General features: G+C 66.6%; 21 protein-coding genes. 15 read left to right on the top strand and 6 right to left on the bottom strand.

All coding sequences use genetic code 11. The annotated features are described in order from the left end of the window. Positions 1-58: 58 nt before the first annotated feature. The 3 genes from sucD to MUG95_RS01855 form a co-directional block, all read right to left on the bottom strand. Positions 59-928, bottom strand: a complete 870-nt coding sequence (gene sucD / locus MUG95_RS01865) for a succinate--CoA ligase subunit alpha (RefSeq protein ID WP_247009372.1) — start codon at positions 926-928, stop codon at positions 59-61. Next, entirely contained in the window at positions 925-2,070 is a 1,146-nt protein-coding gene (gene sucC / locus MUG95_RS01860; protein ID WP_247009371.1) for an ADP-forming succinate--CoA ligase subunit beta, read from the bottom strand. The genes sucD and sucC overlap by 4 nt, the downstream gene beginning before the upstream one ends. Before the next feature lie 72 nt (positions 2,071-2,142). Beyond that, complete coding sequence (locus MUG95_RS01855; RefSeq protein ID WP_247009370.1) at positions 2,143-3,333, bottom strand: hypothetical protein; 1,191 nt, start codon at positions 3,331-3,333, stop codon at positions 2,143-2,145. Positions 3,334-3,601: 268 nt separating this feature from the next. On the opposite strand from MUG95_RS01855, the gene MUG95_RS01850 reads away from it, so the two are divergent. Further along, positions 3,602-4,573, top strand: coding sequence for a transcription initiation factor IIB (locus MUG95_RS01850; protein WP_247009369.1), 972 nt, complete (start codon positions 3,602-3,604; stop codon positions 4,571-4,573). Between the two features lie 129 nt (positions 4,574-4,702). Here MUG95_RS01850 and MUG95_RS01845 read toward each other — a convergent pair whose 3' ends face one another. Next, positions 4,703-5,365, bottom strand: coding sequence for a glycerophosphodiester phosphodiesterase (locus tag MUG95_RS01845; protein WP_247009368.1), 663 nt, complete (start codon positions 5,363-5,365; stop codon positions 4,703-4,705). Between the two features lie 60 nt (positions 5,366-5,425). Between MUG95_RS01845 and MUG95_RS01840 the strand changes: the two genes are divergently transcribed. The 12 genes from MUG95_RS01840 (at position 5,426) to MUG95_RS01785 (ending at position 20,655) form a co-directional block, all read left to right on the top strand. Then, the gene (locus MUG95_RS01840; protein WP_247009367.1) at positions 5,426-6,382 is read left to right on the top strand and encodes an NADPH:quinone reductase; all 957 of its coding nucleotides are present in this window, start codon (positions 5,426-5,428) and stop codon (positions 6,380-6,382) included. Between the two features lie 286 nt (positions 6,383-6,668). Then, positions 6,669-8,009 carry a sodium-dependent transporter gene (locus MUG95_RS01835; protein ID WP_247009366.1) on the top strand — a complete coding sequence of 447 codons (1,341 nt, stop codon included), beginning with the start codon at positions 6,669-6,671 and terminating at the stop codon, positions 8,007-8,009. A 43-nt stretch (positions 8,010-8,052) separates the two neighbouring features. Further along, a complete protein-coding gene (locus MUG95_RS01830) occupies positions 8,053-9,450 on the top strand; it encodes a sodium-dependent transporter (protein ID WP_247009365.1) in 1,398 nt (465 codons plus the stop codon). Between the two features lie 91 nt (positions 9,451-9,541). Next, positions 9,542-11,509 carry an acetate--CoA ligase gene (gene acs, locus MUG95_RS01825; protein ID WP_247009364.1) on the top strand — a complete coding sequence of 656 codons (1,968 nt, stop codon included), beginning with the start codon at positions 9,542-9,544 and terminating at the stop codon, positions 11,507-11,509. Between the two features lie 153 nt (positions 11,510-11,662). Further along, the gene (locus MUG95_RS01820) at positions 11,663-13,513 is read left to right on the top strand and encodes a bacterio-opsin activator domain-containing protein (protein WP_247009363.1); all 1,851 of its coding nucleotides are present in this window, start codon (positions 11,663-11,665) and stop codon (positions 13,511-13,513) included. Positions 13,514-13,750: 237 nt separating this feature from the next. Further along, positions 13,751-15,733, top strand: coding sequence for an acetate--CoA ligase (gene acs, locus MUG95_RS01815; protein ID WP_247009362.1), 1,983 nt, complete (start codon positions 13,751-13,753; stop codon positions 15,731-15,733). A 59-nt stretch (positions 15,734-15,792) separates the two neighbouring features. Further along, entirely contained in the window at positions 15,793-16,239 is a 447-nt protein-coding gene (locus tag MUG95_RS01810; protein WP_247009361.1) for a DUF4212 domain-containing protein, read from the top strand. Further along, positions 16,239-17,876, top strand: coding sequence for a sodium:solute symporter family transporter (locus tag MUG95_RS01805; RefSeq protein ID WP_247009360.1), 1,638 nt, complete (start codon positions 16,239-16,241; stop codon positions 17,874-17,876). The genes MUG95_RS01810 and MUG95_RS01805 overlap by 1 nt, the downstream gene beginning before the upstream one ends. Before the next feature lie 3 nt (positions 17,877-17,879). Then, positions 17,880-18,374, top strand: coding sequence for a universal stress protein (locus MUG95_RS01800; protein WP_247009359.1), 495 nt, complete (start codon positions 17,880-17,882; stop codon positions 18,372-18,374). 64 nt (positions 18,375-18,438) lie between these two features. Next, complete coding sequence (locus MUG95_RS01795; RefSeq protein WP_247009358.1) at positions 18,439-18,654, top strand: DUF8119 family protein; 216 nt, start codon at positions 18,439-18,441, stop codon at positions 18,652-18,654. A 155-nt stretch (positions 18,655-18,809) separates the two neighbouring features. Next, entirely contained in the window at positions 18,810-20,360 is a 1,551-nt protein-coding gene (locus tag MUG95_RS01790) for an acyl-CoA carboxylase subunit beta (protein WP_247009357.1), read from the top strand. A 1-nt stretch (position 20,361) separates the two neighbouring features. Continuing rightward, the gene (locus MUG95_RS01785) at positions 20,362-20,655 is read left to right on the top strand and encodes a DUF8022 family protein (RefSeq protein ID WP_247009356.1); all 294 of its coding nucleotides are present in this window, start codon (positions 20,362-20,364) and stop codon (positions 20,653-20,655) included. 1 nt (position 20,656) lies between these two features. On the opposite strand, the gene MUG95_RS01780 is transcribed toward MUG95_RS01785, so the two are convergent. Further along, on the bottom strand, positions 20,657-21,127 hold the full coding sequence (locus tag MUG95_RS01780; protein WP_247009355.1) for a cupin domain-containing protein: 471 nt from the start codon (positions 21,125-21,127) through the stop codon (positions 20,657-20,659). A 163-nt stretch (positions 21,128-21,290) separates the two neighbouring features. Here MUG95_RS01780 and MUG95_RS01775 point away from each other — a divergent pair, with 163 nt between their 5' ends. Continuing rightward, positions 21,291-23,144: an acetyl/propionyl/methylcrotonyl-CoA carboxylase subunit alpha gene (locus tag MUG95_RS01775; protein WP_247009354.1), complete on the top strand. Its 1,854-nt coding sequence runs from the start codon at positions 21,291-21,293 to the stop codon at positions 23,142-23,144. A 16-nt stretch (positions 23,145-23,160) separates the two neighbouring features. Here the strand turns inward: MUG95_RS01775 and MUG95_RS01770 are convergent, their stop codons facing one another. Next, complete coding sequence (locus MUG95_RS01770; protein ID WP_247009353.1) at positions 23,161-23,607, bottom strand: MaoC/PaaZ C-terminal domain-containing protein; 447 nt, start codon at positions 23,605-23,607, stop codon at positions 23,161-23,163. 111 nt (positions 23,608-23,718) lie between these two features. Here MUG95_RS01770 and MUG95_RS01765 point away from each other — a divergent pair, with 111 nt between their 5' ends. Next, the gene (locus tag MUG95_RS01765; RefSeq protein WP_247009352.1) at positions 23,719-24,666 is read left to right on the top strand and encodes a biotin--[acetyl-CoA-carboxylase] ligase; all 948 of its coding nucleotides are present in this window, start codon (positions 23,719-23,721) and stop codon (positions 24,664-24,666) included. Positions 24,667-24,671 lie beyond the last annotated feature (5 nt).

Raw genomic sequence — 24,671 nt, 5'->3', positions numbered from 1 at the left:
TTTCAGCCGGAATCGCCCGTCCCGATACGTGGTAGGAAACGGGGGTGACGACGGACCGTTACAACAGGTCCTCGACGTGGCCCGCGACTTCCTCGGGCGTGTCGCCGACGGGGACGCCCGCGTTCTCCAGCGCGGAGATTTTCGACTCGGCAGTCCCGGTGCCGGACCCGGAGACGATAGCACCGGCGTGGCCCATCCGTTTGCCCGGCGGGGCCGTCCGCCCGGCGATGAAGCCGACGACGGGGGTGTCCATGTTGCCGCCGATGAACCGGGCGGCTTCTTCCTCGTCCTCGCCGCCGATTTCGCCACACATCACGACGGCGTGCGTCTCCTCGTCGTCCTCGAACATCTCCAGTGCGTCGACGAAGTCCGTCCCGATGATGGGGTCGCCACCGATGCCGATGGCAGTGGTCTGGCCCAGTCCGCGCTCGGTGAGGTTGTCGACGACTTGGTAGGTAAGTGTCCCGGACCGCGAGACGAGGCCGACGTTGCCGTCGCTGAAGATGTTCCCCGGCAGGATGCCGAGTTTGGCGACGCCGGGCGTGATGACGCCGGGACAGTTCGGCCCGACGAGGTGGGTGTCCGTCTCCCGCAGTTTGCGGTACACCTTGCTCATGTCCTGGGTCGGGATGCCTTCGGTGATGGCGACGACCAAATCGAGGGGCGCGTCGAGTGCCTCGAACAGCGCGTCACCGGCGAACGCCGGCGGGACGAACACGACGGCGGCGTTCGCGTCCTCGGCGCGGGCCGCGCGGTCCACCGTGTCGTAGACGGGGACGCCCGCGACTTCCTGCCCGCCGCGGCCGGGAACCGCACCGGCCACGACGTTCGTGCCGTACTCCATCATCTGTTCGGTGTGGAACTTCCCCTCGCCGCCGGTGATGCCCTGCACGACGACGCGGGTGTTCTCGTCTACTAGAACGCTCATTGTGAATCCTCCTCCGCGTACTCCACCGCTCGCTGGACGGCGGCCTCCAGCGTCGCCTCGACGGTCACGAGGTCGGTGTTCAGAATCTCCATCCCTTCCTCGGCGTTGGTGCCCGCGAGGCGGACGACTACGCGCTTGGGAATCTCGTCGAACGCTTCGAGTGCCTCGTTGATACCGCGAGCCACCTCGTCGCCGCGGGTGATACCGCCGAAGATGTTGAACACGACGGCGTCGACGTTCTCGTCCGAGAACACCATATCGAGCGCGTTCGTCACGCGCTCGGCCTTCGCGCCGCCGCCGATGTCGAGGAAGTTGGCGGGACTGCCGCCGTAGTGGTCCACGAGGTCGAGCGTCGTCATCACGAGTCCGGCACCGTTGCCGATGATGCCGACGTTGCCGTCGAGGCGAACGTAGTCGAAGCCGTACTCGTTGGCCTTGGCTTCGAGGTCGTCCTCGGCCGCCTCGTCCTGCATCTCCGCGAGGTCCGGGTGCCGGAACAGGGCGTCGTCGTCGATGTTCATGACCGCGTCGGCCGCGATGACGTCGCCGTCGGCCGTGACCATCAGCGGGTTTATCTCGGCGTCGGAGCCGTCCTTCGCCGCCCAGAGGTCGTAGAGCGTGGTCAGCACGGAGGCCACGTCGCCCGCGACCTCGCGGTCGACGCCCGCGTCGTAGACGGCCTTCCGGGCCTGATACGGGTGCATTCCGAAGGCAGGGTCGATGTGTTCCCGGGCGATTGCGTCGGGGTCCTCGGCGGCGACTTCCTCGATGTTCACGCCGCCGCGGGTGGAAACCATCGCTACGGGGCGACCCTCGCCGCGGTCCATCGTGACGCCGACGTACAGTTCGTTCACGAAGTCGACTGCCTCCTCGACCAGCACGCGGTCGACGTGATACCCCTTCAGGTCCATCCCGAGGATGGACTCGGCGGCATCGCGGGCCTCGCCTTCGTCGTCGGCGAGTTCGATACCGCCAGCCTTCCCGCGGCCACCGACCTGTACCTGTGCCTTGATAGCGACCGGGTACCCGATGTCTTCGGCCGCGGCCACCGCCTCGTCGACGGTGCCAGCGAGACGGGACGCGGGCGTCGGAATCCCTGCGTCCGCGAAGGCCTCTTTGGCCTGATACTCGTGTAGTTTCATCCGGAGAAACTGGCGTCCGGTACCGGCTTAAAACTCCCCCTTCCCGTGGGCAACACCCACTCAGTTGTCGAGCTATGTCAACGGCCGGTCGTTGTTGTCGTCATCGTCGTCGTCATCGTCGTCGTCGGACGACCCGGTTCGGCCACGGAGGTCCCGGACGCTCGGGAGGCCGTCGACGAACGGCGGACTCGACAGCGTCGACTTTGCGGTATTGAGACGTTGTTCCCGACGCCCGCCGTTCCGGTTCATTCCCGCTTCACAGCTGCCTATCAACTCGTCGGTTCCGTCGGTCATCGTGCCGGCGATGTTCCTGAGGTCGGATATCATGTCACTGACCCCGCCAGTCGTGTCACGGTCACGCAGTTCGCCCGAGACGTTCTGGAACTCGCGGTTCGACCTGTAGAACCGTTGAGATGCCGTCTCCCACAGACCGGTGATGTACTTGTCGACCCCCTGCTGGAACTCCCGGAGTCCGTCGCTCACCGACTGGAGTTCCGGTTCGAGTTCCGCGAAGCCGTCGAGTTCGGCGTGGAACTGTTCGATTTTCGCCTCGTACTCGTCGGTCGTGACCGGGTCGATAGCGGTCACGTCGTCGGGGTCCGTCTCGGATTCGAGCGTCTCGACGACGGCACGGGCGTCCTCGACGGTGCCGTCGAGGAACGTTATCGGCGCGTCCGCACCCGAGAAGTCCTCCTGTGAGAGAGCGACCATGGCAGAGTCCACGTCCTCGTACACGCCGGAGACCGCACGCTGTGCGGCCACGAGTCGGTTTACGAAGTCCGCGTAAGCCCGGAGTTCGACAACCGAACTGTACTCGACCGCTATCGAGTCCGCCGCGCGGACGAGATGGTCTTCTGCCCGCTCCAAGTGGTCTCTGACGAGTGCCGGTGCGAACGTCTCGGTTGCCGAGTCGATATCGACGATACTGTCCCCGAAAACTGGGTCGTGGTACTCCGAGACGGCGGCGATGAGTTCATCCTCCGCGGCCACGAGCGCGTCTTCGCCCGTCGGTTCCTCCTCGGTTGTCTCGGTCTCCGTTTCGGTCTCAGTCTCGGTCTCCGTTTCGGTCGGTGTGTCGGTCGGTGCTTCTGTCTCTGTCTCCGTACTCGGCGCGTCCTGCTGGTCTGCTGGCGTCGCTGCTCCCGAGTCCGGCGTCTGCTGTGCGAAACGGTTGTCGCCCGAACTCTGGCCCCCACAGCCAGCTAGCAGCACCGAACTGCCAACGACGAGCAACCGCCGTCGTGATAGTGTCCGTTCTGTCATCCCACGTCCCCCGAAGCGCGAGTCACCCGAATCTATCGGCCACATCCCGCATAATAGTTCCGACAGTCCTCCCCTCGAACGTACCGGGTGGTCGCCAGCTACCTTCGACACGCTGCCGCCGGTCGCCCCGTCGAATGGAATATGTGGTGCACAAATCCGATTTCAGCACACAAAATTTAATCATCTACCTCATATGTGGATGTATGTATTAGTCTGGGTGGGTCCACGAAGGGTTTAAATGTAAGAAAGATTTTTCTATATAAGAACGATGGTTCGTCCGAGTCGCCAACGGCAACACGAGCGCGAGACAGCGGATGAAAACGAAACTGAGGACGAAACGGAGGAGGTGCGGAACTGTCCAGAGTGCCAGTCGGACAATCTGGTATCGAGCGCGGACGGCGGCGAAATCGTCTGTGACGACTGCGGGTTGGTAATCGAGGAGGAGAACATCGACCGCGGGCCGGAGTGGCGCGCGTTCAATCACAACGAACGGCAGAACAAGTCCCGGGTGGGCGCGCCCACCACCCAGACGATGCACGACAAGGGGCTGACTACCCAAATCGACTGGAAGGACAAAGACGCCTACGGGCAGTCGCTGTCCTCGGAGAAGCGAAGTCAGATGCACCGACTGCGCAAGTGGCAGGAGCGTATCCGCACGAAAGACGCCGGCGAGCGCAACCTCCAGTTCGCGCTCAGCGAAATCGACCGCATGGCCTCCGCGCTGGGCGTCCCGCGCTCCGTCCGTGAAGTCGCGTCGGTCATCTACCGCCGCGCGCTGAACGAGGACCTCATCCGTGGCCGCTCCATCGAGGGCGTCGCCACTTCCTGTCTCTACGCCGCCTGCCGACAGGAGGGGATTCCGCGCAGTCTGGAGGAGGTTTCCGACGTGTCCCGGGTCGAGCAGAAGGAAATCGGACGGACCTACCGATACGTCGCTCAGGAACTCAGCCTGAAGATGGAGCCGGTCGACCCCAAACAGTACGTCCCGCGGTTCGCCTCCGACCTCGAACTCAGCGAGGAGGTGCAGTCGAAGGCAAACGAAATCATCGACGAGACGGCCGAGAAGGGGCTCCTCTCCGGGAAGTCACCCACCGGCTACGCCGCCGCCGCCATCTACGCCGCCTCGCTGCTCTGCAACGAGAAGAAAACCCAGCGCGAAGTCGCCGACGTCGCCCAGGTCACCGAAGTCACCATCCGTAACCGCTATCAGGAGCAAATCGAAGCCATCGGCGTCCGGTAATCGCTCCCCGACCAGCGGCCGACGGGTTTATAAATCTGCAGGCGTGAGTAGGCTGTACTGGCACAGTTTACTGTGCCACCCCCACCATCCCCCCACCCCCCACCTTTCCTACAACCGGTGAGCGACTGCTCACTCCGGGCAGACTTCCGGCCGGTCGACGATGACGCCGTCCACCCCGACGTATTCGAGTGCCCTCGCGTCGTGAACCGACGGGACCGTCCACGCGTTGACGTTGAGGCCGGTGTCGTGGGCGCGCTCGACGAAATCGTCGACGCAGAGCTGCCAGTGTGGGTGGACAGCGGTGCAGTCCTCGGTGCGTGCGACGTTCAAAATCCCGGTTTCGTCGTCTTCAGCCGAGACGTACGCGACCCGCTCCGCGCCAGCGTCGCGCGCTTCCCGGAGGACCGACGGCCCGAACGAGGAGACGAGTACCTCGACGCCCGCGTCGTCGGCCGACGCGAGCGCGTCGGCCGCGAGCCCCGCCTCTTTCAGTTCGACGTTGAGTTCGACGCCCGACTCGACAGCGTCGAGGGCCGCCGAGAGCGTCGGGATACCCTCGCCGGACCCGAGAACGTCGAGCGAAGCGAGTTCGTCGCTGGTGAACTCCTCGACCCGGCCGGTGGCGTCCGTCACGCGGTCGACGGCCTCGTCGTGGGCGAGGACAAGTTCGCCGGAGCCACAGCGACGAACGTCCACTTCGACGGCGTTCACCCGTTCCGTTGCGGCGCGGACCGCGGCGACGGTGTTTTCGGGGTACGTCTCGGCGAAACCGCGGTGGGCGATACAGCGCACGGAGAGGTATCGGCCGGCGCGTGAGAAAGTGTTTTTGCCCGGTCACCCAACCGGTTCCCCATGCGTGCCGTTCGCTTCCACGACCACGGCGGGACAGACGTGTTGCAGGTAGACGACATCGACCGACCGACCCCCGGTCCCGAGGACGTACTCGTGGCTGTCGAAGCCGCGGCCGTCAACCCGGTCGACACCTACTTTCGAGACGGCGCGTATCCGCCCGGTGACCTCCCGTGGACGACCGGTTCCGACGTGGCTGGCACGGTTGCGGCCGTCGGCTCCGACGTCGAGTCCGTCACAGAAGGAGACCGCGTATTCGCCACCGGACTCGGCAACGACCGACAGGGCACCTGCGCGGAGTACGTCACCGTCCCGACGGACTCCCTCGCGGTGTTGCCCGACGGCGTCTCCTTCGAGACGGGGGCCGCGACGGCACTGGTCGGCGTCACCGCGTGGCAGTCACTCGTCGCGCGCGGCGGCCTCGAACCCGGCGAGCGCGTACTGGTCCACGGCGGGTCCGGCGGCGTCGGTCACGTCGCGGTCCAACTGGCCGCGGCGTCTGGTGCCCGGGTCACGACCACCGCCGCACCGACCTACCACGACCGACTCCGCGAGTTGGGGGCCGACGACGTGTTCGACTACGCGCGCTCCGACCTCGGGGCGGCAGTCACCGATGCGGGCCGACCCGACGTGATTCTGGACCACCGCCTCGACGAGTACCTCGCGTTCGATGCCGACGTGGCCGCGTTCGGTGCCTGCATCGCCGCCATCGGCAACGAAGCCCAGTCGGCCACGTTCGAGAGCGTCCCGCGCTGTCGCGGGAAAGCCCTCGCGGTCCACCACGTCAGCATGTTCAACACGCCGGACGTGGGGGGCGTCCTCGCCCGTCTCGCCTCGCTCGCGGCCGACGGTGACGTGGCCGCCGAGGTGGCCCGCACTTACGACCTCTCGGACGTCGCCGAGGCCCACCGCGCCGTCCTCGAAGACAGCTACTTCGGCAAACTCGTCGTGACGCCCTGACTGTCCGGCGGCGGACGCCGACGTACCTCTTCGAGGAGTCGCGTCCTGCACTGGCACACGTTATCCACGGTCGACCGCAGCGACGGGCACATCCTCTCGTTGTGTCCGGACGCGACCAGCATCAGGCGTGGGGTAGGAATGACGGAACACGGCGACCCCGGCCCAGATATGACCGCTCGGCTATAGGTGTGCATTCCGTCGAACCTCCGCGCTGACACCAGTCCGAGCCACGCTGGTCAACAAACATTTCATACAGGGTCGAATAGGTCCGCGAGGTGAGACACACATGACAGAACGAGAGACATGGGCAACTCGTGCTGGATTCTTGGTGGCAGCCATCGGTAGTGCAGTGGGACTGGGGAACCTCTGGCAGTTCCCGTTCAAGACAGCGGGCAACGGCGGGGCGGCGTTCGTCGCCTTCTACCTGATAGCCGTCCTGTTGATAGGGTTCCCGGCGATGCTCGCGGAGTTCGTCATGGGGCGACGGACACACCGAAACGCCGTCGACGCGTTCACCGAACTCGGGCACCGCCAGTGGCGTGTCCTCGGGGCGTTGGCGGTGGTGACCGGGTTCTGGATCCTCTCGTACTACAACGTCGTCGGTGGCTGGGTGTTGCGCTACATCGTCGGCAGTGCGCAAGGGGCATACTTCGGCGCGCCGGCGGAGTACTTCGGTGCCGTCTCGGCCGGACCGGAGGCCATCGCCGCCCAACTGGTCTTCCTCGTCATCGTCGTCGGCATCGTGGCGCTGGGCATCGAGGACGGTATCGAGAAGGCCACGAAGGTGATGGTACCGAGCATCGTCGTCCTGATGCTCCTCCTCGCGGCGTGGGCACTGACGCTCTCCGGTGCCGGTGAGGGGTACGCCTACTTCCTCACGCCCAGCCTCGACGCGATGGTCGACAACGCTGGCACCGCCATCCCCTTCGCCGTCGGGCAGGCGTTCTTCACTCTCTCGCTGGGGATGGCCATCATGATAACGTACTCGTCGTACATCGGTGAGGACGACAACCTACTGGTCGACGGCGGCACCGTCGTCGTCGTCAATACGCTCATCGGCATCCTCGCAGGCCTGGTCGTCTTCCCGATTCTGTTCGCCAACGGTATCGACCCCGCGCTGGACGGCGGCGCGTCGGCACTGTTCATCGCCGTCGCCTCCGGGTTCGCCGGGTTGCCGCTGGGCGAAGTCATCGGCGTCGTCTTCTTCGGCGTCGTGGCACTGGCGGCACTCTCCTCCGCGATTAGCCTGATGGAAGTGACGGTGGCGTGGGCCAACGACAACTTCGGCATCCCGCGGCCCCAGCTGGCGGTCGGTATCGGCGTCGGCCTGTTCGTCTTGGGACTGCCCTCGGCGTGGGACGTGTCACTGTTGACGTGGTTCGACAACATCGCCTACAGCCTGCTGTTGCCGCTGTCGGTGCTGTTGCTCGTGCTGTTCGTCGGATGGGTCCTCGCGGACGACGCAGTCGCGGAACTCCGCAAGGGGGCCGGGGGCTTGGAGTCGCTCGGGCCGGTGTGGCTGTGGGGACTCCGCTTGGTCGTGCCACTGTTGGTCTTGGCGACGCTGGGGCTGGGCGTCTACGAACTGTTCTTAGCACCGGAGCCGACGTTCTTCGCGCCGTTCTAACCGTCTCGACACGCTTTTTCCATCGCCGCTGGAATCTTCGCTGATGACGAGAGCATCTTGGCGCACGCGAATCGGGTTCATCCTCGCCGCCGTGGGGAGTGCCGTCGGCATCGGGAACGTCTGGCGGTTCCCGTGGTTCACCGCGGACAACGGCGGTGCCGCCTTTCTACTGCTGTATCTCGTCTTCGTCGTGCTGGTCGGCGTGCCCGGTCTGTTGGGCGAGTTCGTCATCGGTCGCCGCGGTCGGAGCGACCCCGTCGGCGCGTTCTCGGCCCTCGGCGGCCGCAACTGGCGGGCGATGGGCGGCGTCGCGTTGCTCGCCTCGGTCGTCATCCTCTCGTTCTACTCGGTCGTCGGCGGCTGGATTCTCCGCTACCTGCTCGGGAGCGTCACGGGCGCGTACTTCGCGGCCCCGCAGCAGTTCTTCGCGGCCATCGACTACGGCCTCGGGTCGGTCGTCGCCCACGTCGTCTTTCTGCTCGTGACGGCGGGCATCGTCTACGCCGGCGTCGACCGCGGCATCGAGGTGGCGACGAAGATTATGGTTCCCGGCATCGTCCTCTTGCTCGTCGGGCTGGCCGCGTGGGCGAGTACGCTCCCCGACGTGGCCGGTGGCTACAGCTTCTACCTCTCGCTGGACTGGGGCTACCTCCAAGCGAACTTCGTCGACGTGGCCGCGGCCGCCGCCGGGCAAGCCCTCTTCACCCTCTCCGTCGGTGCGGGTGTGATGTTGACCTACGCTTCCTACCTCGGCGAAGACCGCTCGCTCGCCGCCGACGGGACGATAATCGCCGTCCTCAACACCACCGTGGGACTGCTGGCCGGGTTGGTCATCTTCCCGGTCCTGTTCTCGCTCGGCGTCCCGCCCGGCGAGGGCGGCCCCGGCGCGCTGTTCATCAGCCTCGCCGGGGCCTTCGCGGAGTTGCCCTACAGCAGGCTCGTCGGCGTCGCCTTCTTCGGCGTCGTCGCGCTGGCGGCGCTCTCCTCGGCCATCTCGCTGTTCGAGGTGCCCGTCGCCTACCTCGTCGACGAACACGGCATCGCTCGCTCGCGGGCGACCGCTGGCGTCGGCGGCCTGTTTCTGGTCACCGGAAGCCTCGCCGCGCTCTCCCCCTCGCTGTTTACGCTGCTGGCCGATACTGTCGCGAACGTGGCCCTGACCGTCGGACTGCTCGGGTATCTCCTGTTCGCCGGGTGGGTCCTCGGGCGTGACGCGCTGGCGGAGTACGAGTCGGGAGCCGGGCGGGTAGCGCGCGCGCTCGGTCGGCCGTGGCTGTACGCCATCGCGGTCGTGCTCCCGATGTTCTTGACCTTCACGCTGCTTTCCAGTGTCTCGGGCGTGCTCGGCGTGTCGGTCCCCGCACGGTGGCTGCTCGTCGCCGCCGTCCTCTGTGTCGTCGCGGCCATCGCCGTCCTCCGGCGACCCACGTCGGCGTTCTGACCACCGAGACACACGCCGCCCGGTCCAGCACCGCACTGCCGGCCGGAAGTGCCAACGTTTATTCGCGTCAGACCGTAGGTCCGAGCGATAGATGCCCTCTGAGGACCCGGCGGCGCGGTCTGCGAGCGCGTCCGTCGGCGCGGCCGTCGCCCCACCACCGGCGTTCGCCGAACAAGCCAACGTCACCGCGGCGTCGCTCCGCGAGGAGTTCGCGGAGAACTGGCCGGCCTGCTGGGAGCGGGCCGCCGACCTGCTCGACTGGCGAGACGACTACGAGGCGGTCCTCGGCGGCGACGGCCCGCCTTTCCGCTGGTTCGAGGGCGGGTCGCTGAACGCGTCGTACAACTGCATCGACCGACATGTCGAGGCCGGGCGGAAGAACCAAGTCGCCCTGCGGTGGGCGGGCCGCCTCGGCGAGAGTCGTGCGTACACGTACTTGGACCTCCACCGGGAGGTCAACGAGTTCGCCGCCGCCCTCCGCGCGCTCGGCGTCGAGGAGGGCGACATCGTCACGCTGTACATGCCGATGATACCGGAGTTGCCGGTGGCGATGCTGGCGTGTGCCCGCATCGGCGCGCCTCACTCGGTGGTGTTCGCCGGCTTCTCCGCGGACGCGCTGGCCACCCGCATGGAGAGTGCCGACTCGGAGTACCTCGTCACCTGTGACGGCTACTACCGCCGCGGGACGCCGGTTCACCAGAAGAGCAAGGCCGACAACGCCCGCGTCGAACTCGACCACAGCGTCGAGGCGACGGTGGTGGTCGACCGACTCGGTGACCAGCCACCGCTCGACGACGACGAGTACGACTACGAACGCCTCGTCAGACAGCACCACAGCGCGACGGTCGACCCCGTGCCCCGAGACGCCGGGGACATGCTCTTTCTCATCCACACCTCCGGGACGACCGGCGAGCCGACCGGGGTGCGTCACACGACCGGCGGGTACCTCGCACAGACCGCGTGGACGGCCCGGTCGGTCCTCGACATCAAGCCCGAGGACACGTACTGGTGTTCGGCGGATATCGGCTGGATTACCGGCCACTCCTACATCGTCTACGGCCCCCTCGCGTTGGGGGCGACGACGATGCTCTACGAGGGCGCGCCCGACTACCCCGAGAAAGACCGCGTGTGGGAACTCATCGAGCGGAACGCGGTCGACGTGTTCTACACGGCACCGACGGCGATTCGGGCGTTCATGAAGTGGGGCGCGGAGTACCCGGAGAGCCACGACCTCTCCAGCCTGCGCCTCCTCGGCACTGTCGGCGAGCCAATCAACCCCCGCGCGTGGAAGTGGTATCACGAACACATCGGGAACGGCGAGTGCCCCGTCGTCGATACGTGGTGGCAGACCGAGACGGGCGCGATGATGGTGACGACGCTCCCCGGCGTCGACGACATGAAACCCGGGTCGGCCGGACGCCCGCTCCCGGGCATTAGCGTCGAAGTGGTCGACGAGGACGGCGCGCCGACCGACCCCGGCGAGGCGGGCTACCTGACCGTCGACAAGCCCTGGCCCGCGATGCCGCTGTCGATGGTCGAGGACACGGGTTGGTTCGCGGACCACGAGCAGGGCCGCCCCCCGCTCGACCGGTTCGACTGGGCGTACTTCACCGAGGACGCCGCTGCCGTGGACGAGGACGGCTACATCACGCTGTTGGGCCGCGTCGACGATGTCATCAACGTCTCGGGGCACCGGTTCGGGACGATGGAGATAGAGAGTGCCATCACCGCCGTCGAGGGCGTGGCAGAGGCCGCCGTCGTCGGCGCGCCACACGACCTGAAGGGTGAGGCCATCTACGCGTACGTCACGCCGGTGAACGCCGACGACGAGGCGACGCTCCGCGAGCGTATCGTCGCGGGCGTCGAGGACGCCATCGGCCCCATCGCCGTCCCCGCCGGTATCGTGTTCACGCCTGACCTCCCGAAGACGCGCTCGGGGAAGATAATGCGCCGCCTGCTCGGAGCCGTCGCCCGCGACGACGACCTCGGCGACATCAGCGCGCTGCGGAACCCGGAAGTCATCGGCGAACTCGACCCGATTCCGGAGCGCGAGGACTGACCACCTGTCGTCTCGGGACACTCGACCTGCTTCGGGAAAATGAAGTAAAACGAAACGCTGGGACGGATATTTCTCCGTCGGAGGCCCAGAGTTCGGATACACGGGCAGCCTGCGGTGGATTTTTTACTTCGGATTGAGAGATATAGACGAAACATGGTCGGCGGCGAGGCGGTCGCGGACGACGGACTCACCGACTGGCAGTACCAGCAATTGCGGCGCGCGACGCGGACGCATCGGGAGGAACTGGTCGTGCGACTCGGCGGTGAAGTCGGCCTCCGGCCCGCGGAGATGACCCGGATTCGTCCGGCCCACGTGTCGACACACTCCCGGGACGGGCGGGACCACTCGCTCCTCACGGTGCTGGACGAATCGGGGGCGGCGGACCGAACCGCGTACCTCCCGCCCGACGTGGAACACGACTTCCGGCAGTTCGTCCGTGCCGAGGGCGTCGACGCCGAGGACCGGATACTGCCGGTGACGCCCCGCCGGGTTCAGATGCTCGTCACCGAGGTGGCCGAACGCGCGGCCGACCGAACCGGGGACGGTGGCCTCGCCGACGCGTCGAGTCGGGTGCTCCGCCGGTACTTCGCCCACCAGACGCTCACCGACGAGGGCGTGCATCCGCGCGTCGTGCAGGCCGTCGGCGGGTGGGACCGCCTCGCCAGCCTCGAACCGTACTTCGAGACGCCGGAACCGGAGGACGTGGTCGCCGCGTTCGCCGACACGTCTCTCTCGGGGAGCGGTCCCGACGCGGAGACGGCCACCGAGGCTGCCCCGTCCGCCGACGGGGACGCCGGGAAGCCTGCCGACGACAGTCGTCTCGATGCCGTCCTCGACGCCGTCCGGGACGCCGGTGACGCCCTCGTCCGCACGTCGACTGCCGACGAGGCCGCACGGACGGCCTGTGCGGAACTCGTGGGCGACGCGTACGCCGTCGCGGTGTTCTGTGAGCACTCGGGCGACGACGTGCGAGTCGTGGCGGGCGCGGGCGTGGCGGACGCGGCGGCGGTCCCCCTCGGCACGGCGAGTGCCGTCACCGAGGCACGCGAGACAGGCGCGCTACGGGCGACGCGGGACGTGCGAGACGACCCCGCTTTCGCCAACTGGGGGGACCACGCCGCGGAGGTGGGCTACCGGGCCGGGGCCGCCGTGCCGGTGGCACACGGCGAGACGACACACGGGGTCCTCTGCGTCGGTGCCGAGACTGCCGACGCGTTCACCGACCGGGAGCGGACACTGCTCGCCACCCTCGGGACCCGTATCGGGAGTGCCATCACCGCCGCACAGCAGCGGAAGACGCTTCTCGCCGACACCGCCGTCGAACTCGAACTCCGGAGCACCGACCCGGCGTCGTTCTTCGTCGCGGCGTCGGCCGAACACGACTGCACGTTCGCGCTCGAAGGCGTCGTCCCCGGCGAGGACCGCTCGCTGTTGTACTTCGTGGCAGTCGAGAACGTCCCGCCCGACAGCCTGCTCGAATGGGTGAACGACCACGAGTCCGTCGCCGACGCCCGCCTCGTGCGCGAGTACGAGGACGAGGCCCTCTTCGAGTTCGTCGTCGTCGGCCCCGACCCCTCGAAGGCTCTCGTCCAACGGGGGGCGACGGTCCGCGAGATGGTCGCGAGTTCGGGCCAGCAGCGCGTCGTCAGCGAGGTGCCGTCCGACGCCGACATCCGCGCACTGCTCGACGCCATCACGGACGCGTTTCCGGCGACCGAACTCGTCACGAAACGTGAGCGTGAGCGACCGGTCGAGACTGCCGCCGCCTTCCGTTCCTCGCTCCGCGACGGCCTGACCGAGAAACAGTCGGCCGTCCTGCAGGCCGCCTACCACGCCGGCTACTTCGAGTGGCCCCGCGGGAGTACTGCCGAGGAACTGGCCGACGCCATCGGCATCACGTCGCCGACGCTCCACAACCACCTGCGCCGGGCACAGCAGAAACTCCTGAGCGAGTTCTTCGAGGGGGAGGGCGGCCGCCGTCAGGAATCGCCGTGGGACCGCTGACCCGCTAACTGTTTAGTGGTCCGTGGTGCCGCGGACGTAATCCCCGTACTGCGGCGACGTGGGTTTCTAAACTGAAGAAATACACTCTCGATTCCAGTGTCTGAAACACAAATTTCGTTTCTCCTTGTTTGTTTGTAAACCGAATGCAGGCGGCCTGTACGCCGGCGTTCGTAGAATCGGCTTGTCATAATTAGACTCTGGGCTTAACAGGGATGTCGGTGAGTGTAATTATGAATCATGTCCGAAGACGGTGAATCAGCCGGTGAACTCGAAGCGCGATTGCCGGACGGCGAGACGTTCGAGCCACCGGCGTCGTTCGTCGAACAGGCGAACGTGAGCGACGAGGGCATCTACGAGGCGTTCGAGGAGGACTGGCCGGCCTGCTGGGAGCGGGCCGCCGACCTGCTCGACTGGGACGACGACTACGACACGGTCCTCAACGACAGTGACGCTCCGTTCTACGAGTGGTTCACGGGCGGGTCGCTGAACGCGTCGTACAACTGCGTCGACCGACACGTCGAGGCGGGCCGCGGCGACGAAGCGGCCATCGAGTGGGTCGGCGAACTCGGCGAGACACGCACGTACACGTACGACGACCTCCACCGGGAGGTCAACGAGTTCGCCGCCGCCCTGCGTGAACTGGGCGTGGCCGAAGACGACGTGGTGACGCTGTACATGCCGATGATACCGGAGTTGCCGGTGGCGATGCTGGCGTGTGCCCGCATCGGCGCGCCTCACTCGGTGGTGTTTGCCGGCTTCTCCGCGGACGCACTCGCCACCCGCATGGAGAGTGCCGACTCGGAGTACCTCGTCACCTGTGACGGCTACTACCGCCGCGGCGACGTACTCCCGCACAAGGAGAAGGCCGACGAGGGCCTCGCCTCCGTCGGCCACGACGTGACGACAATCGTCGCCGACCGGACGGGCGAGGAGTACGACCACCCGATGGCCGACGGTGAACACGACTTCGACGAGTTGCTCGCGGCTCACGAAGGGGCGACGGTCGAACCCGTCCAACGTGACGCCGAGGACATGCTCTTCCTGATGTACACGTCGGGAACCACGGGCAAACCCAAGGGCGTCAAACACACCACGGGCGGGTACCTGTCCTACGTCTCGTGGACGGCCCACGCGGTGTTAGACATCAAGCCCGAGGACACGTACTGGTGTTCGGCGGACATCGGCTGGATTACCGGTCACTCCTACATCGTCTACGGGCCGTTGGCACTCGGCACGACCAGCGTGATGTACGAGGGGACGCCGGACTACCCGGAGAAGGACCGCTTGTGGGAAATCGTCGAGGACTACGACGTGACTCAGTTGTACACGGCACCGACGGCGATTCGGGCCTTCATGAAGTGGGGCGCGGAGTACCCGAACCGTCACGACCTCTCCAGTCTCCGTCTGTTGGGGACCGTCGGCGAGCCAATCAACCCCCGCGCGTGGAAGTGGTACTACAAGCACATCGGCGACGAGTCCTGTCCCGTCGTGGACACGTGGTGGCAGACCGAGACCGGCGGCATGATGATTACGACGCTCCCCGGCGTCGGCGAGATGAAACCGGGGTCGGCCGGGCCGCCACTGCCGGGCATCAGCGCGAACGTCCTCGACCAGTCCGGCGATCCGGTCGACCCCGGCGAGGCGGGCTACCTGACCGTCGACAAGCCCTGGCCGGGCATGTTGCGGACGCTGTACCGTAACGACGAGCGGTTCGTCGAAGAGTACTGGCGGGAGTATTCGGACCCCGAGGACGACGAGTGGGTGTACTTCCCCGAGGACGGAGCGAAACTCGACGAGGACGGCTACATCACCGTCCTCGGGCGTGTCGACGACGTCATCAACGTCTCGGGGCACAGGCTGGGGACGATGGAACTCGAATCGGCCATCGTCGGCGTCGAAGGTGTGGCCGAGGCTGCCGTCGTGGGCGGTGACCACGACATCAAGGGTGAGGCAGTCTACGCCTACGTCATCACCGAGGACGGCCACGAGGGTGACGAGGCGTTGCGCGAACGCATCGTCACGGGTGTCGAGGACGCCATCGGCCCCATCGCACGGCCCGAGGACGTCATCTTCACCCCCGAACTCCCCAAGACGCGCTCGGGGAAGATAATGCGCCGCCTGCTCGAAGACATCGCGAACGGCGACGAACTCGGGAACACCAACACGCTGCGGAACCCCGAAATCGTCGACGACATCGCCGGAAAGGTCGGCGGGGACTGACTCACACCACGCTTTTCGAACACACACGACGCAAACGACGACACAACACGACCGAAACTATGACAGAGAACAACTCACACGAACCGGCCGACGACGCGGTGGTCGATACCGACGGTGGCACTGTCACCGGTGCCGCACAGCACCACCGCGACACCGACTACCTGAATCGCGAAGTGAACCTCCTGAAACCGAGCACGCCGTTCATGCGTGACCACTTGAAACTGGTCTGGGGCAGTTTCGCCGTCTGGGTTCTCGCCACGTGGGGGCCAGTCGTAGCGACGTTCCTCGCGCCGAGTACGATGACGTCGCTGACCATCCTCGGGTTCCCGGCGCACTACTTCATGGTCGCCCTGTTCGCCCCGACGAGTTCGCTCGTGCTGGCGGCCATCTACGCCCGCCGCCGGGACAAACTCGACGAGAAGTACGGCATCAACACCACCGCCCCGACCGGGACTGCCAGCGGGTCCGGTGAGAAGGCGGCCACCGACGGGGGTGTGAACGAATGATGCCGCTCCCACTCCAGGCGGAGGCACTCGACATCTCGTTCAAACCCACCGGCGCGGTCATCGTCTTCCTGATGATGGCCTCGTTCCTCGCCATCGGCTATCTGTTCAGGGTCGCCGACACCGAGGGGATGTGGGTCGCCGGGCGTGGCATCGGGTTCATCGAGAACGGCATGGCCATCGCGGCGAACTGGATGTCCGCCGCCTCCTATCTCGGACTGGCGGGTCTCATCGCCCTCGCCGGGTTCTACGGCTTGGCGTTCGTCATCGGCTGGACGACGGGCTACTTCGTCCTGCTCATCTTCCTCGCGGCGCAGATGCGCCGCTTCGGGAAGTACACCGCACCCGACTTCGTCGGTGACCGCTTCAACTCCCCGACCGCACGCGCCATCGCCGCGTTCACGACGCTGCTCATCGCGTACGTCTACTCGGTCGGGCAGGCAAGCGGCATGGGCTTGGTCGGGCAGTACGTCTTCGGCCTCGACTTCGTTCCGATGGTCATCGTGATGATGGCGATTACGGTCGGTTACCTCGCGCTCTCGGGCATGCTGGGCGCGACGAAGGGGATGGCTGTCCAGTACGTCATCCTCATCGTCGCGTTCCTCGTGGGCGTGTTCGCCGTCGGCTGGTACCACCAGGGGATGGTCCTCCCTCAGATTCAGTACGGGGCCATGATTAGCGACCTCGGCAACCAGTTCTCGGAGCCGTTCGTCAACGCGCCGTTCTACGTCTGGATTGCCACCGCGTTCTCGCTCATCTTCGGGACCTGTGGCCTCCCGCACGTGCTCGTGCGGTTCTACACCGTCGAGAACGAGCGGACCGCGCGCTGGTCGACCGTCTCGGGGCTGTTCTTCATCATGCTCCTGTACTGGTCGGCCCCCGCGATGGCCGCGCTCGGCGTCGACCTGTTCGCGGCTGACGCCGGCATCTCGGCGTCACAGGTGTTCGCAGGGGCCGAGGCTGGCGGCATGAGCGGTGCGGAAGGGGACGTCATCGTCGTGCTGGCGGCCCAGTTGGCACAACTCCCGCAGTGGCTGGTCGGCTTCGTCGCGGCCGGTGCGATGGCCGCGGCGATTGCGACGACTGCCGGCCTGTTCATCACGGCCTCCTCGGCCGTCGCACACGACATCTACACGGAACTCATCAACCCCGACGCGACCCAACGCCAGCAGGTCCTGCTCGGCCGTGCGACCATCGTCGGCATCGGCGCGCTCGTGACGCTCACCGCGCTCGACCCGCCGGCACTCATCGGCGAACTCGTCGCGCTCGCGTTCTCGCTCGCGGCCATCGTGCTGTTCCCGATGTTCTTCCTCGGCCTGTGGTGGGAGAACACCAACCGTCAGGGCGCGCTCTCCGGGATGACCGTCGGCCTCGTCGTCTGGATTGCGGCCGTGGTCAACGACCTCATCATGCCGTTCAGCGAGTTGTACGGCGAACTCGTGCCGGCCATCGGGGCCGCACTCGTCGGGACGCCCCTCGTGTTCGCCGTGACCATCATCGTCTCGCTCGCGACCAGTGACCCGCCGGAACACATCAAGAAGATGGTCCGGCAGTGTCACAGCCCGGAACCGATGGGCCAGCAACAAACCGCCGAAGACGTCGTCAGCACCGACGGGGGCCAGACCCCCGCGGACGACTGAACCATGTACGAGAACATCCTCATCCCCACGGACGGTAGCAAGACGGCAGAACGCGCGGTCGACCAAGCGGTCGACATCGCCGGAAAGTACGACGCGACGGTCCACGTCCTCTACGTCGTGGACGTCGACGCCACCAGCTATTCGCTGGGCACCGAACAGGTCGACCGCATCCGTCAAGGTCACATCGACGACATGCCGGAGGTACAAGCCGACGCCGACGAAGCGACGGAGTACGTCGCCGACTTAGCCGCCGAACACGGCCTCACCGTCGAGCGACACGTCCGCGTCGGTGAACCGGCCCGGGCGATTCGGAAGTTCGTCGAGGAGAACGACATCGACCTCGTCGTCATGGGTTCACACGGTCGCTCCGGCCTCTCGCGGGTCATCCTCGGGAGCGTGACGGAGAAAGTACTCCGCCGGACGCGACTCCCCGTCCTCGTCGTCGACGTACACGGGGACGATGTCGAAACCGACGCACCGCCGACACAAGAGGAATAGCGGTCCGCACCCGACACACGAACATGCACCACACGACAACACGAACGGGCTGGGGTGACGCGCGGTGAGTCTCGTCGAGACGATTCGAGAACACGTTCGCGAGAACGGGTCTGGCATGGTGTCGGACCTCCTGTTCGCGCTCGTGTGGGTGACCATCGTGGAAGTGTTCTTCACGTTCGTCGACGGCCCGCAGTGGGCGTACTACACGTTCATGCTCGCGGGCGTCGTCGCCTACTTCGGCTTCTTCTGGTCGCTAGATGTGGCACGGGAGCGGGCCTGACTCGCACCGTGCCGCCTGCCCGAGCGTTCCTGCGTGTCGCTCGGTGGCTGTCGGCGACGCACCCGATTGTGTCGAGACAGGTCGGAAAATCCTTTACCTGCGTGTTCGTGTTCACTCCGCATGGACCGACGCCTGACGACGGGATGTGAGACTGGATGACGATGGAAGAACGCGTCGCGGAACTCCGTGAGAAGAAACGCGAGGCCGAACTCGGCGGTGGCGAGGACCGCATCGAGGCTCAACACGACCGGGGGAAGAAGACAGCCCGCGAACGCATCGACTACTTCCTCGACGACGGGACGTTCAACGAAATCGACACGCTCCGGGAACATCGGTCGACCAACTTCGACATGGACGAACGGGAGATGCCCGGCGACGGCGTGGTGACCGGCTACGGCGAAGTCGACGGCCGGAAGGTGTTCGTCTTCGCCCACGACTTCACCGTGATGGGCGGGTCTCTCGGCGAGGCGTTCGCCCAGAAAGTCTGTAAGATAATGGACAAGGCAGTCGAGACTGGCTGTCCGATTATCGGGCTGAACGACTCCGCCGGCGCGCGCATTCAGGAAGGCATCGACTCGCTCGCCGGCTACGCCGACATCTTCCACCGCAACCAGTTGGCCTCCGGCGTCGTCCCCCAGATTTCGGCCATCATGGGGCCGTGTGCGGGCGGGGCCGTCTACTCCCCCGCTATCACGGACTTCATCTTCATGGTACAGGACACGAGCCACATGTTCATTACGGGGCCGGACGTCATCGAGACGGTCACCGGCGAGGAAGTCGGGTTCGAGGAGTTGGGCGGGGCACAGACCCACGCCACCGAGTCCGGCGTCTCCCACTTCACCGCCGCCGCCGAGGAGGAGGCACTGGACGACATCAAGTATCTGCTCTCGTTCCTTCCGCAGAACAACGTCGAGGACCCGCCCCGCGTCGAACCGTGGGACGACCCGGAGCGCGAACCCGACGAACTGCTGGACATCGTGCCGGAGGTACCACAGAAGCCCTACGACATGCGCGAGGTCATCGGCCTGATTGCCGACGAGAACTCCTTCTTCGAGGTGGCCGAGGGGTACGCCCGCAACCTCACCACCGGGTTCGCACGCCTCGACGGTCGGTCCGTCGGCGTCGTCGGCAACAACCCGCACGTCAACGCCGGGACGCTCGACATCGACGCCTCGATGAAGGGCGCGCGGTTCGTCCGCTTCTGTGACGCGTTCAACATCCCGATTCTGACGTTCGTGGACGTGCCCGGGTTCATGCCCGGTACCGACCAAGAGCACGACGGCATCATCAAACACGGCGCGAAACTGCTCTACGCGTACTCCGAGGCTACCGTGCCCCTGCTGACAGTCATCACGCGGAAGGCGTACGGCGGAGCGTACGACGTGATGGCGTCGAAACACGTCGGTGCGGACATGAACTACGCGTGGCCGACGGCCGAAATCGCCGTCATGGGGCCACAGGGCGCGGTGAACGTCCTCTACGACGACGAACTCGCGGACGCCGACGACGTGGAGGCCCGGCGGCAGGAACTCATCGACGAGTACCGCGATGCCTTCGCCAACCCGTACACGGCGGCCCAGCGTGGCTTCGTCGACGACGTGCTCGAACCAGCCGAGACGCGCTCGCGTCTCATCTCGGACCTCGAAATGGTTCGGAACAAGCGGAAAGACCACCCGGACCGCAAACACGGCAACATTCCGCTGTGACATGACCGAGGACCGCACAGGCACGGACGCAGCGTTGCTGGCGGCCATCGCGGCGGAGTTGGAGAACGCCGACGCGGACGAGGCCGCCGCCATCGCCGTCGCGCTCGGTGCCCATCTCAGTGACCGCGAACGCGCGGCCGCCGCCGCGGCGACGGACGACGCGACCCCCGGCTGGGAGGGCCGTCGCTGGGCCTACGCCGGGCGACTCGGACGCAAGCACGGCCGCCACGTCCGCGTGCCGGAGTCGGCACCCGCGGACCCGTGGGCCGCCGCCAGCCGCGCCGACAGACTGTAGGTCACCCGACCGTCGTCCCGCACTCGGGACAGCGGAGCGACCCGCCGTCGCTCCCGAACTCGACACCGAGCGCGTCCACGTCCTCACACTCGGGGCACGCGACGGGGACGCGAATTTTCCCCCAATCGTGGCGCGCGCCGGGCGCGCCGAGTGCCAGCACTTCCGCCGCCTCGTCGCCCTCGTTCTGCCCGTGGTGGTACTCGCCGGCGGCGAAGCGGATAACCTCGTCCGTCTCGACGACTCGCTCGCCGTCCTCGGTGTCGAACGTCACCGCCCCCGAGAGAACGTAGAACACTTCCTCCTGGTCGAGGTGCGTGTGGTAGCCGCCGTCACACGCGTCCCCCGGTTCCAGCGTGTAGTGGTTGAGTGCCACTTCTTCGGTCCCGAGCACGTCCGAGAGCGCGCGCGCACCGTCCGTCGCGCCCGCGGGATGCTCGAACGGGTCGAGGTCCGCGATTGCCGTGTGTTCCATCGTGCGGGTCGGACACGGACCATCGTGATAGCTCTTTCACCTGTGATGTGACCCACCCTGTCCACCGCCGCCGTCTGTCATCCGATTTAGAAACAACTGCTAGGACGTTTACGAGGTCGCCGTTCCGCATACTTTTATCACCCGAACCCCGGATAGGTTGCGTATGTTCGACAAGGTTCTCGTCGCCAACCGCGGCGAGATAGCAGTTCGGGTGATGCGAGCGTGTGAAGACTTGGGCGTCGATACTGTCGCCGTTTACAGCGAGGCCGACAAACACAGCGGCCACGTCCGGCACGCGGACGAGGCGTACAACGTCGGTCCGGCACGGGCCGCCGACTCCTACCTCGACCACGACACCATCATCGAGACGGCACAGAAAGCCGACGCGGACGCCATCCACCCCGGCTACGGCTTCCTCGCGGAGAACGCGGAGTTCGCCCGCAAGGTCGAGGAGACGGAAGGCGTCACGTGGGTCGGTCCCGCCGGAGACGCCATGGAGCGTCTCGGCGAGAAGACCAAGGCTCGAAACGTGATGTCCGACGCCGACGTGCCCATCGTCCCCGGGACGGACCCGATTACGGACCCCGAGGAAGTCGAGGCGTTCGCGGAGGAACACGGCTACCCGATAGCAATCAAGGCCGAGGGCGGTGGCGGTGGCCGGGGGATGAAAATCGTCCGGGAGGAGAGCGAAATCGAGGAGCAACTGGAGAGTGCAAAGCGCGAGGGTGAGGCGTACTTCGACAACGATTCGGTCTTTCTGGAGCGGTACCTCGAAGACCCGCGCCACGTCGAGGTCCAGATTATCGCGGACCACCACGGCAACGTCCGGCACCTCGGCGAGCGTGACTGCTCGCTCCAGCGTCGTCACCAGAAGGTCATCGAGGAAGGTCCCAGTCCCGCCCTGACGGACGAACTGCGCGAACAAATCGGCGAGGCCGCACGCCGCGGCGTCGACGCCGCCGACTACTACAACGCGGGGACCGTCGAGTTCCTCGTCGAGGAGGACCCGGACCGGGACGACGGCGACCTGCTCGGCCCCGACACCGACTTCTACTTCCTCGAAGTCAACACCCGAATTCAGGTCGAACACACCGTCACCGAGGAGATTACCGACATCGACATCGTGAAGTGGCAACTGCGGGTCGCGGCCGGGGAGGAACTCTCCTTCTCGCAGGACGACGTGGACGTCGAGGGCCACGCGATGGAGTTCCGCATCAACGCCGAAAACGCCGCCGAGGAGTTCGCGCCCGCGACGGGCGGTGAACTGGAGGTGTACGACCCGCCGGGCGGCATCGGCGTGCGGATGGACGACGCCCTCCGGCAGGGCGACGACCTCGTGACCGACTACGACTCGATGATAGCCAAACTCATCGTGTACGGGTCCGACCGCGAGGAGTGTATCACCCGCTCCCAGCGCGCCCTCGCCGAGTACGACATCGAGGGCATCCCGACCATCATCCCGTTCCACCGGTTGATGCTCACCGACGACACCTTCGTCGCGGGCAAACACCACACGAAGTACCTCGACGAGGAACTCGACCCCGAGCGCATCGACGAGGCACAGGAGAAGTGGGGGCCGGGCGACACCGAGGCCGAGGACGACGACGAGGACGTCGTCGAGCGCGAGTTCACCGTCGAGGTCAACGGCAAACGCTTCCAAGTCAACCTCGAAGAGCGCGGCGGCGCGCCCATCCCGGCCGGTGGCGGTGGCGGCGGCAACGGACAGCCCCAGCGTCGGAGCGGTGGCGGTGGTGGCGGCGGTGGCAGCGGTGGTGGCGGCGGTGACGCGGCCGCCGCCGTCGACGGCCAGCAGGTCACCGCGGAGATGCAGGGGACCATCCTCGAAGTCGGCGTCGAGGAGGGCGAGGAAATCGCCTCCGGCGACGTGGTCTGTGTCCTCGAAGCGATGAAGATGGAGAACGACGTCGTCGCGCCCCGCGGCGGCACCGTCGCACAGGTGGCCATCGCAGAGGGCGACAGCGTGGACATGGGAGACCTGCTCATCGTGCTGGAGTAGGCCGCCTGCGACCGCCTCAGCGGTCCGCCTCGCGTCGCCCCACCACGAGGTCACTCACCATCGTCATGACTGTCTCCGAGCCGACGTGGGCGGTGAGTTCGTAGTCCACGTACCCGTGCGTGTCCGTGTGGTCAGGTGTCTCCGTCGCCAGCGGTTCGCCCTCGATGCGGAGGGTGTCGCCGGGCCGGACCGGTTCGTGCCACCCCAGTTCCGAGAGGTACCGGGCACCCATGTTGGCGGTGTCGTCGAGGTAGGAATCGACCCACAGGCGCATCGCCACGGCGACGGTGTGGAGGCCGCTGGCGATGAGGCCGCCGTGGACGGACTCCGCCGCCGCGTCCGGGTCGGTGTGGAACCGTTGGGGGTCCCACTGTTCTGCGAACGCGACGATTTCGTCCGCGGTCAGCGTCCACTCACCGAACTCGCGGCGCGTCCCGACCTCGATATCCTCGAAATAACGCATGGGTCGGATTGGACTGACGCGGAATTAAAGCCCGGTCCCGTGCTGTCGACGCCGTTGCCCGCCAGTCGGTGGGTGCGTGCCCTTTTGTATAGCCGGGCTGCTATCGGAGGTATGAACGAGACACGCCGACGGGTACTGGACGCGCTCTCGGACGGGCCGATGTCGGGTCCCGAACTGGCGGAGCGACTCGACGTGTCGCGGGCGGCCGTCTGGAAACACGTCGAGGAACTCCGCGACGAGGCGTTCGAGATAGCGAGTACCGACGACGGGTACGAACTCGTCGGCGTCCCCGAGTTCGGCGGGGCGGCGGTCGAGTTCGGCCTCGACGCGCCCTTCGACGTGGAGTATCACGACGCCGTCGGGAGTACCAACGACCGCGCCCGCGAACTCGCGGAGGCGGGCCGGGAGGACGTCGCCGTCCTCGCGGACGAACAGACCGGCGGCCGCGGCCGACTCGACCGGGAGTGGGCGGCACCCAGCGGCGGGATTTGGCTGTCGGTCCTCACCCGGCCCGACGTCCCGCCGACACACGCCCCGCTGTTTACGCTCGCGGCCGCTGTCGCGGTGACGCGGGCGGCCCGTGAGGCGGGCGTCCCGGCCGAAATCAAGTGGCCAAACGACGTGCTCGTCCCCGCCGACGACGCGGACGCGCCGGTCGGCGGGCGGAAACTCGTCGGGATTCTCACGGAGATGGAGGGCGAAGCGGACCGCGTCTCGTGGGTTGTCGTCGGCATCGGCATCAACGCGAACGTGGACGTGTCCGACCTCGTGTCGGGCGCGACCAGTCTCCGTGCCGAGGGGGGCGACGTGGACCGGCGGCTGTTCACGCAACGCGTCCTCGAAGAGTTCCACGCACTCACCAACGACCTCGACTCGGTACTCCCCGCGTGGCGCGAGTACGCGTCGACGCTCGGCCAGCGCGTGCGCGTCGAGACGCCGAGCGGTGCGGTGGTGGGCGAGGCAGTCGACGTGACGTTCCCCGGCGCGCTGGTGGTCGAGACCGACGATGGGCAGGTCACGGTCACGGCCGGTGACTGCGACCACCTTCGCCCGGTCTGACCCGT

Source organism: Halorientalis litorea (assembly GCF_023028225.1).
Lineage (GTDB): Archaea > Halobacteriota > Halobacteria > Halobacteriales > Haloarculaceae > Halorientalis > Halorientalis litorea.
The sequence above is the reverse complement of the archived record's forward strand: the minus strand, read 5'-3'. Positions and strand labels throughout refer to the sequence as shown.

Coding starts and splice junctions, on each gene's coding strand:
- sucD (WP_247009372.1), bottom strand. CDS start 928: ATGAGCGTTCTAGTAGACGAGAACACCCGCGTCGTCGTGCAGGGCATC.
- sucC (WP_247009371.1), bottom strand. CDS start 2,070: ATGAAACTACACGAGTATCAGGCCAAAGAGGCCTTCGCGGACGCAGGG.
- MUG95_RS01855 (WP_247009370.1), bottom strand. CDS start 3,333: ATGACAGAACGGACACTATCACGACGGCGGTTGCTCGTCGTTGGCAGT.
- MUG95_RS01850 (WP_247009369.1), top strand. CDS start 3,602: ATGGTTCGTCCGAGTCGCCAACGGCAACACGAGCGCGAGACAGCGGAT.
- MUG95_RS01840 (WP_247009367.1), top strand. CDS start 5,426: ATGCGTGCCGTTCGCTTCCACGACCACGGCGGGACAGACGTGTTGCAG.
- MUG95_RS01835 (WP_247009366.1), top strand. CDS start 6,669: ATGACAGAACGAGAGACATGGGCAACTCGTGCTGGATTCTTGGTGGCA.
- MUG95_RS01830 (WP_247009365.1), top strand. CDS start 8,053: ATGACGAGAGCATCTTGGCGCACGCGAATCGGGTTCATCCTCGCCGCC.
- acs (WP_247009364.1), top strand. CDS start 9,542: ATGCCCTCTGAGGACCCGGCGGCGCGGTCTGCGAGCGCGTCCGTCGGC.
- MUG95_RS01820 (WP_247009363.1), top strand. CDS start 11,663: ATGGTCGGCGGCGAGGCGGTCGCGGACGACGGACTCACCGACTGGCAG.
- acs (WP_247009362.1), top strand. CDS start 13,751: ATGTCCGAAGACGGTGAATCAGCCGGTGAACTCGAAGCGCGATTGCCG.
- MUG95_RS01810 (WP_247009361.1), top strand. CDS start 15,793: ATGACAGAGAACAACTCACACGAACCGGCCGACGACGCGGTGGTCGAT.
- MUG95_RS01805 (WP_247009360.1), top strand. CDS start 16,239: ATGCCGCTCCCACTCCAGGCGGAGGCACTCGACATCTCGTTCAAACCC.
- MUG95_RS01800 (WP_247009359.1), top strand. CDS start 17,880: ATGTACGAGAACATCCTCATCCCCACGGACGGTAGCAAGACGGCAGAA.
- MUG95_RS01790 (WP_247009357.1), top strand. CDS start 18,810: ATGACGATGGAAGAACGCGTCGCGGAACTCCGTGAGAAGAAACGCGAG.
- MUG95_RS01785 (WP_247009356.1), top strand. CDS start 20,362: ATGACCGAGGACCGCACAGGCACGGACGCAGCGTTGCTGGCGGCCATC.
- MUG95_RS01780 (WP_247009355.1), bottom strand. CDS start 21,127: ATGGAACACACGGCAATCGCGGACCTCGACCCGTTCGAGCATCCCGCG.
- MUG95_RS01775 (WP_247009354.1), top strand. CDS start 21,291: ATGTTCGACAAGGTTCTCGTCGCCAACCGCGGCGAGATAGCAGTTCGG.
- MUG95_RS01770 (WP_247009353.1), bottom strand. CDS start 23,607: ATGCGTTATTTCGAGGATATCGAGGTCGGGACGCGCCGCGAGTTCGGT.
- MUG95_RS01765 (WP_247009352.1), top strand. CDS start 23,719: ATGAACGAGACACGCCGACGGGTACTGGACGCGCTCTCGGACGGGCCG.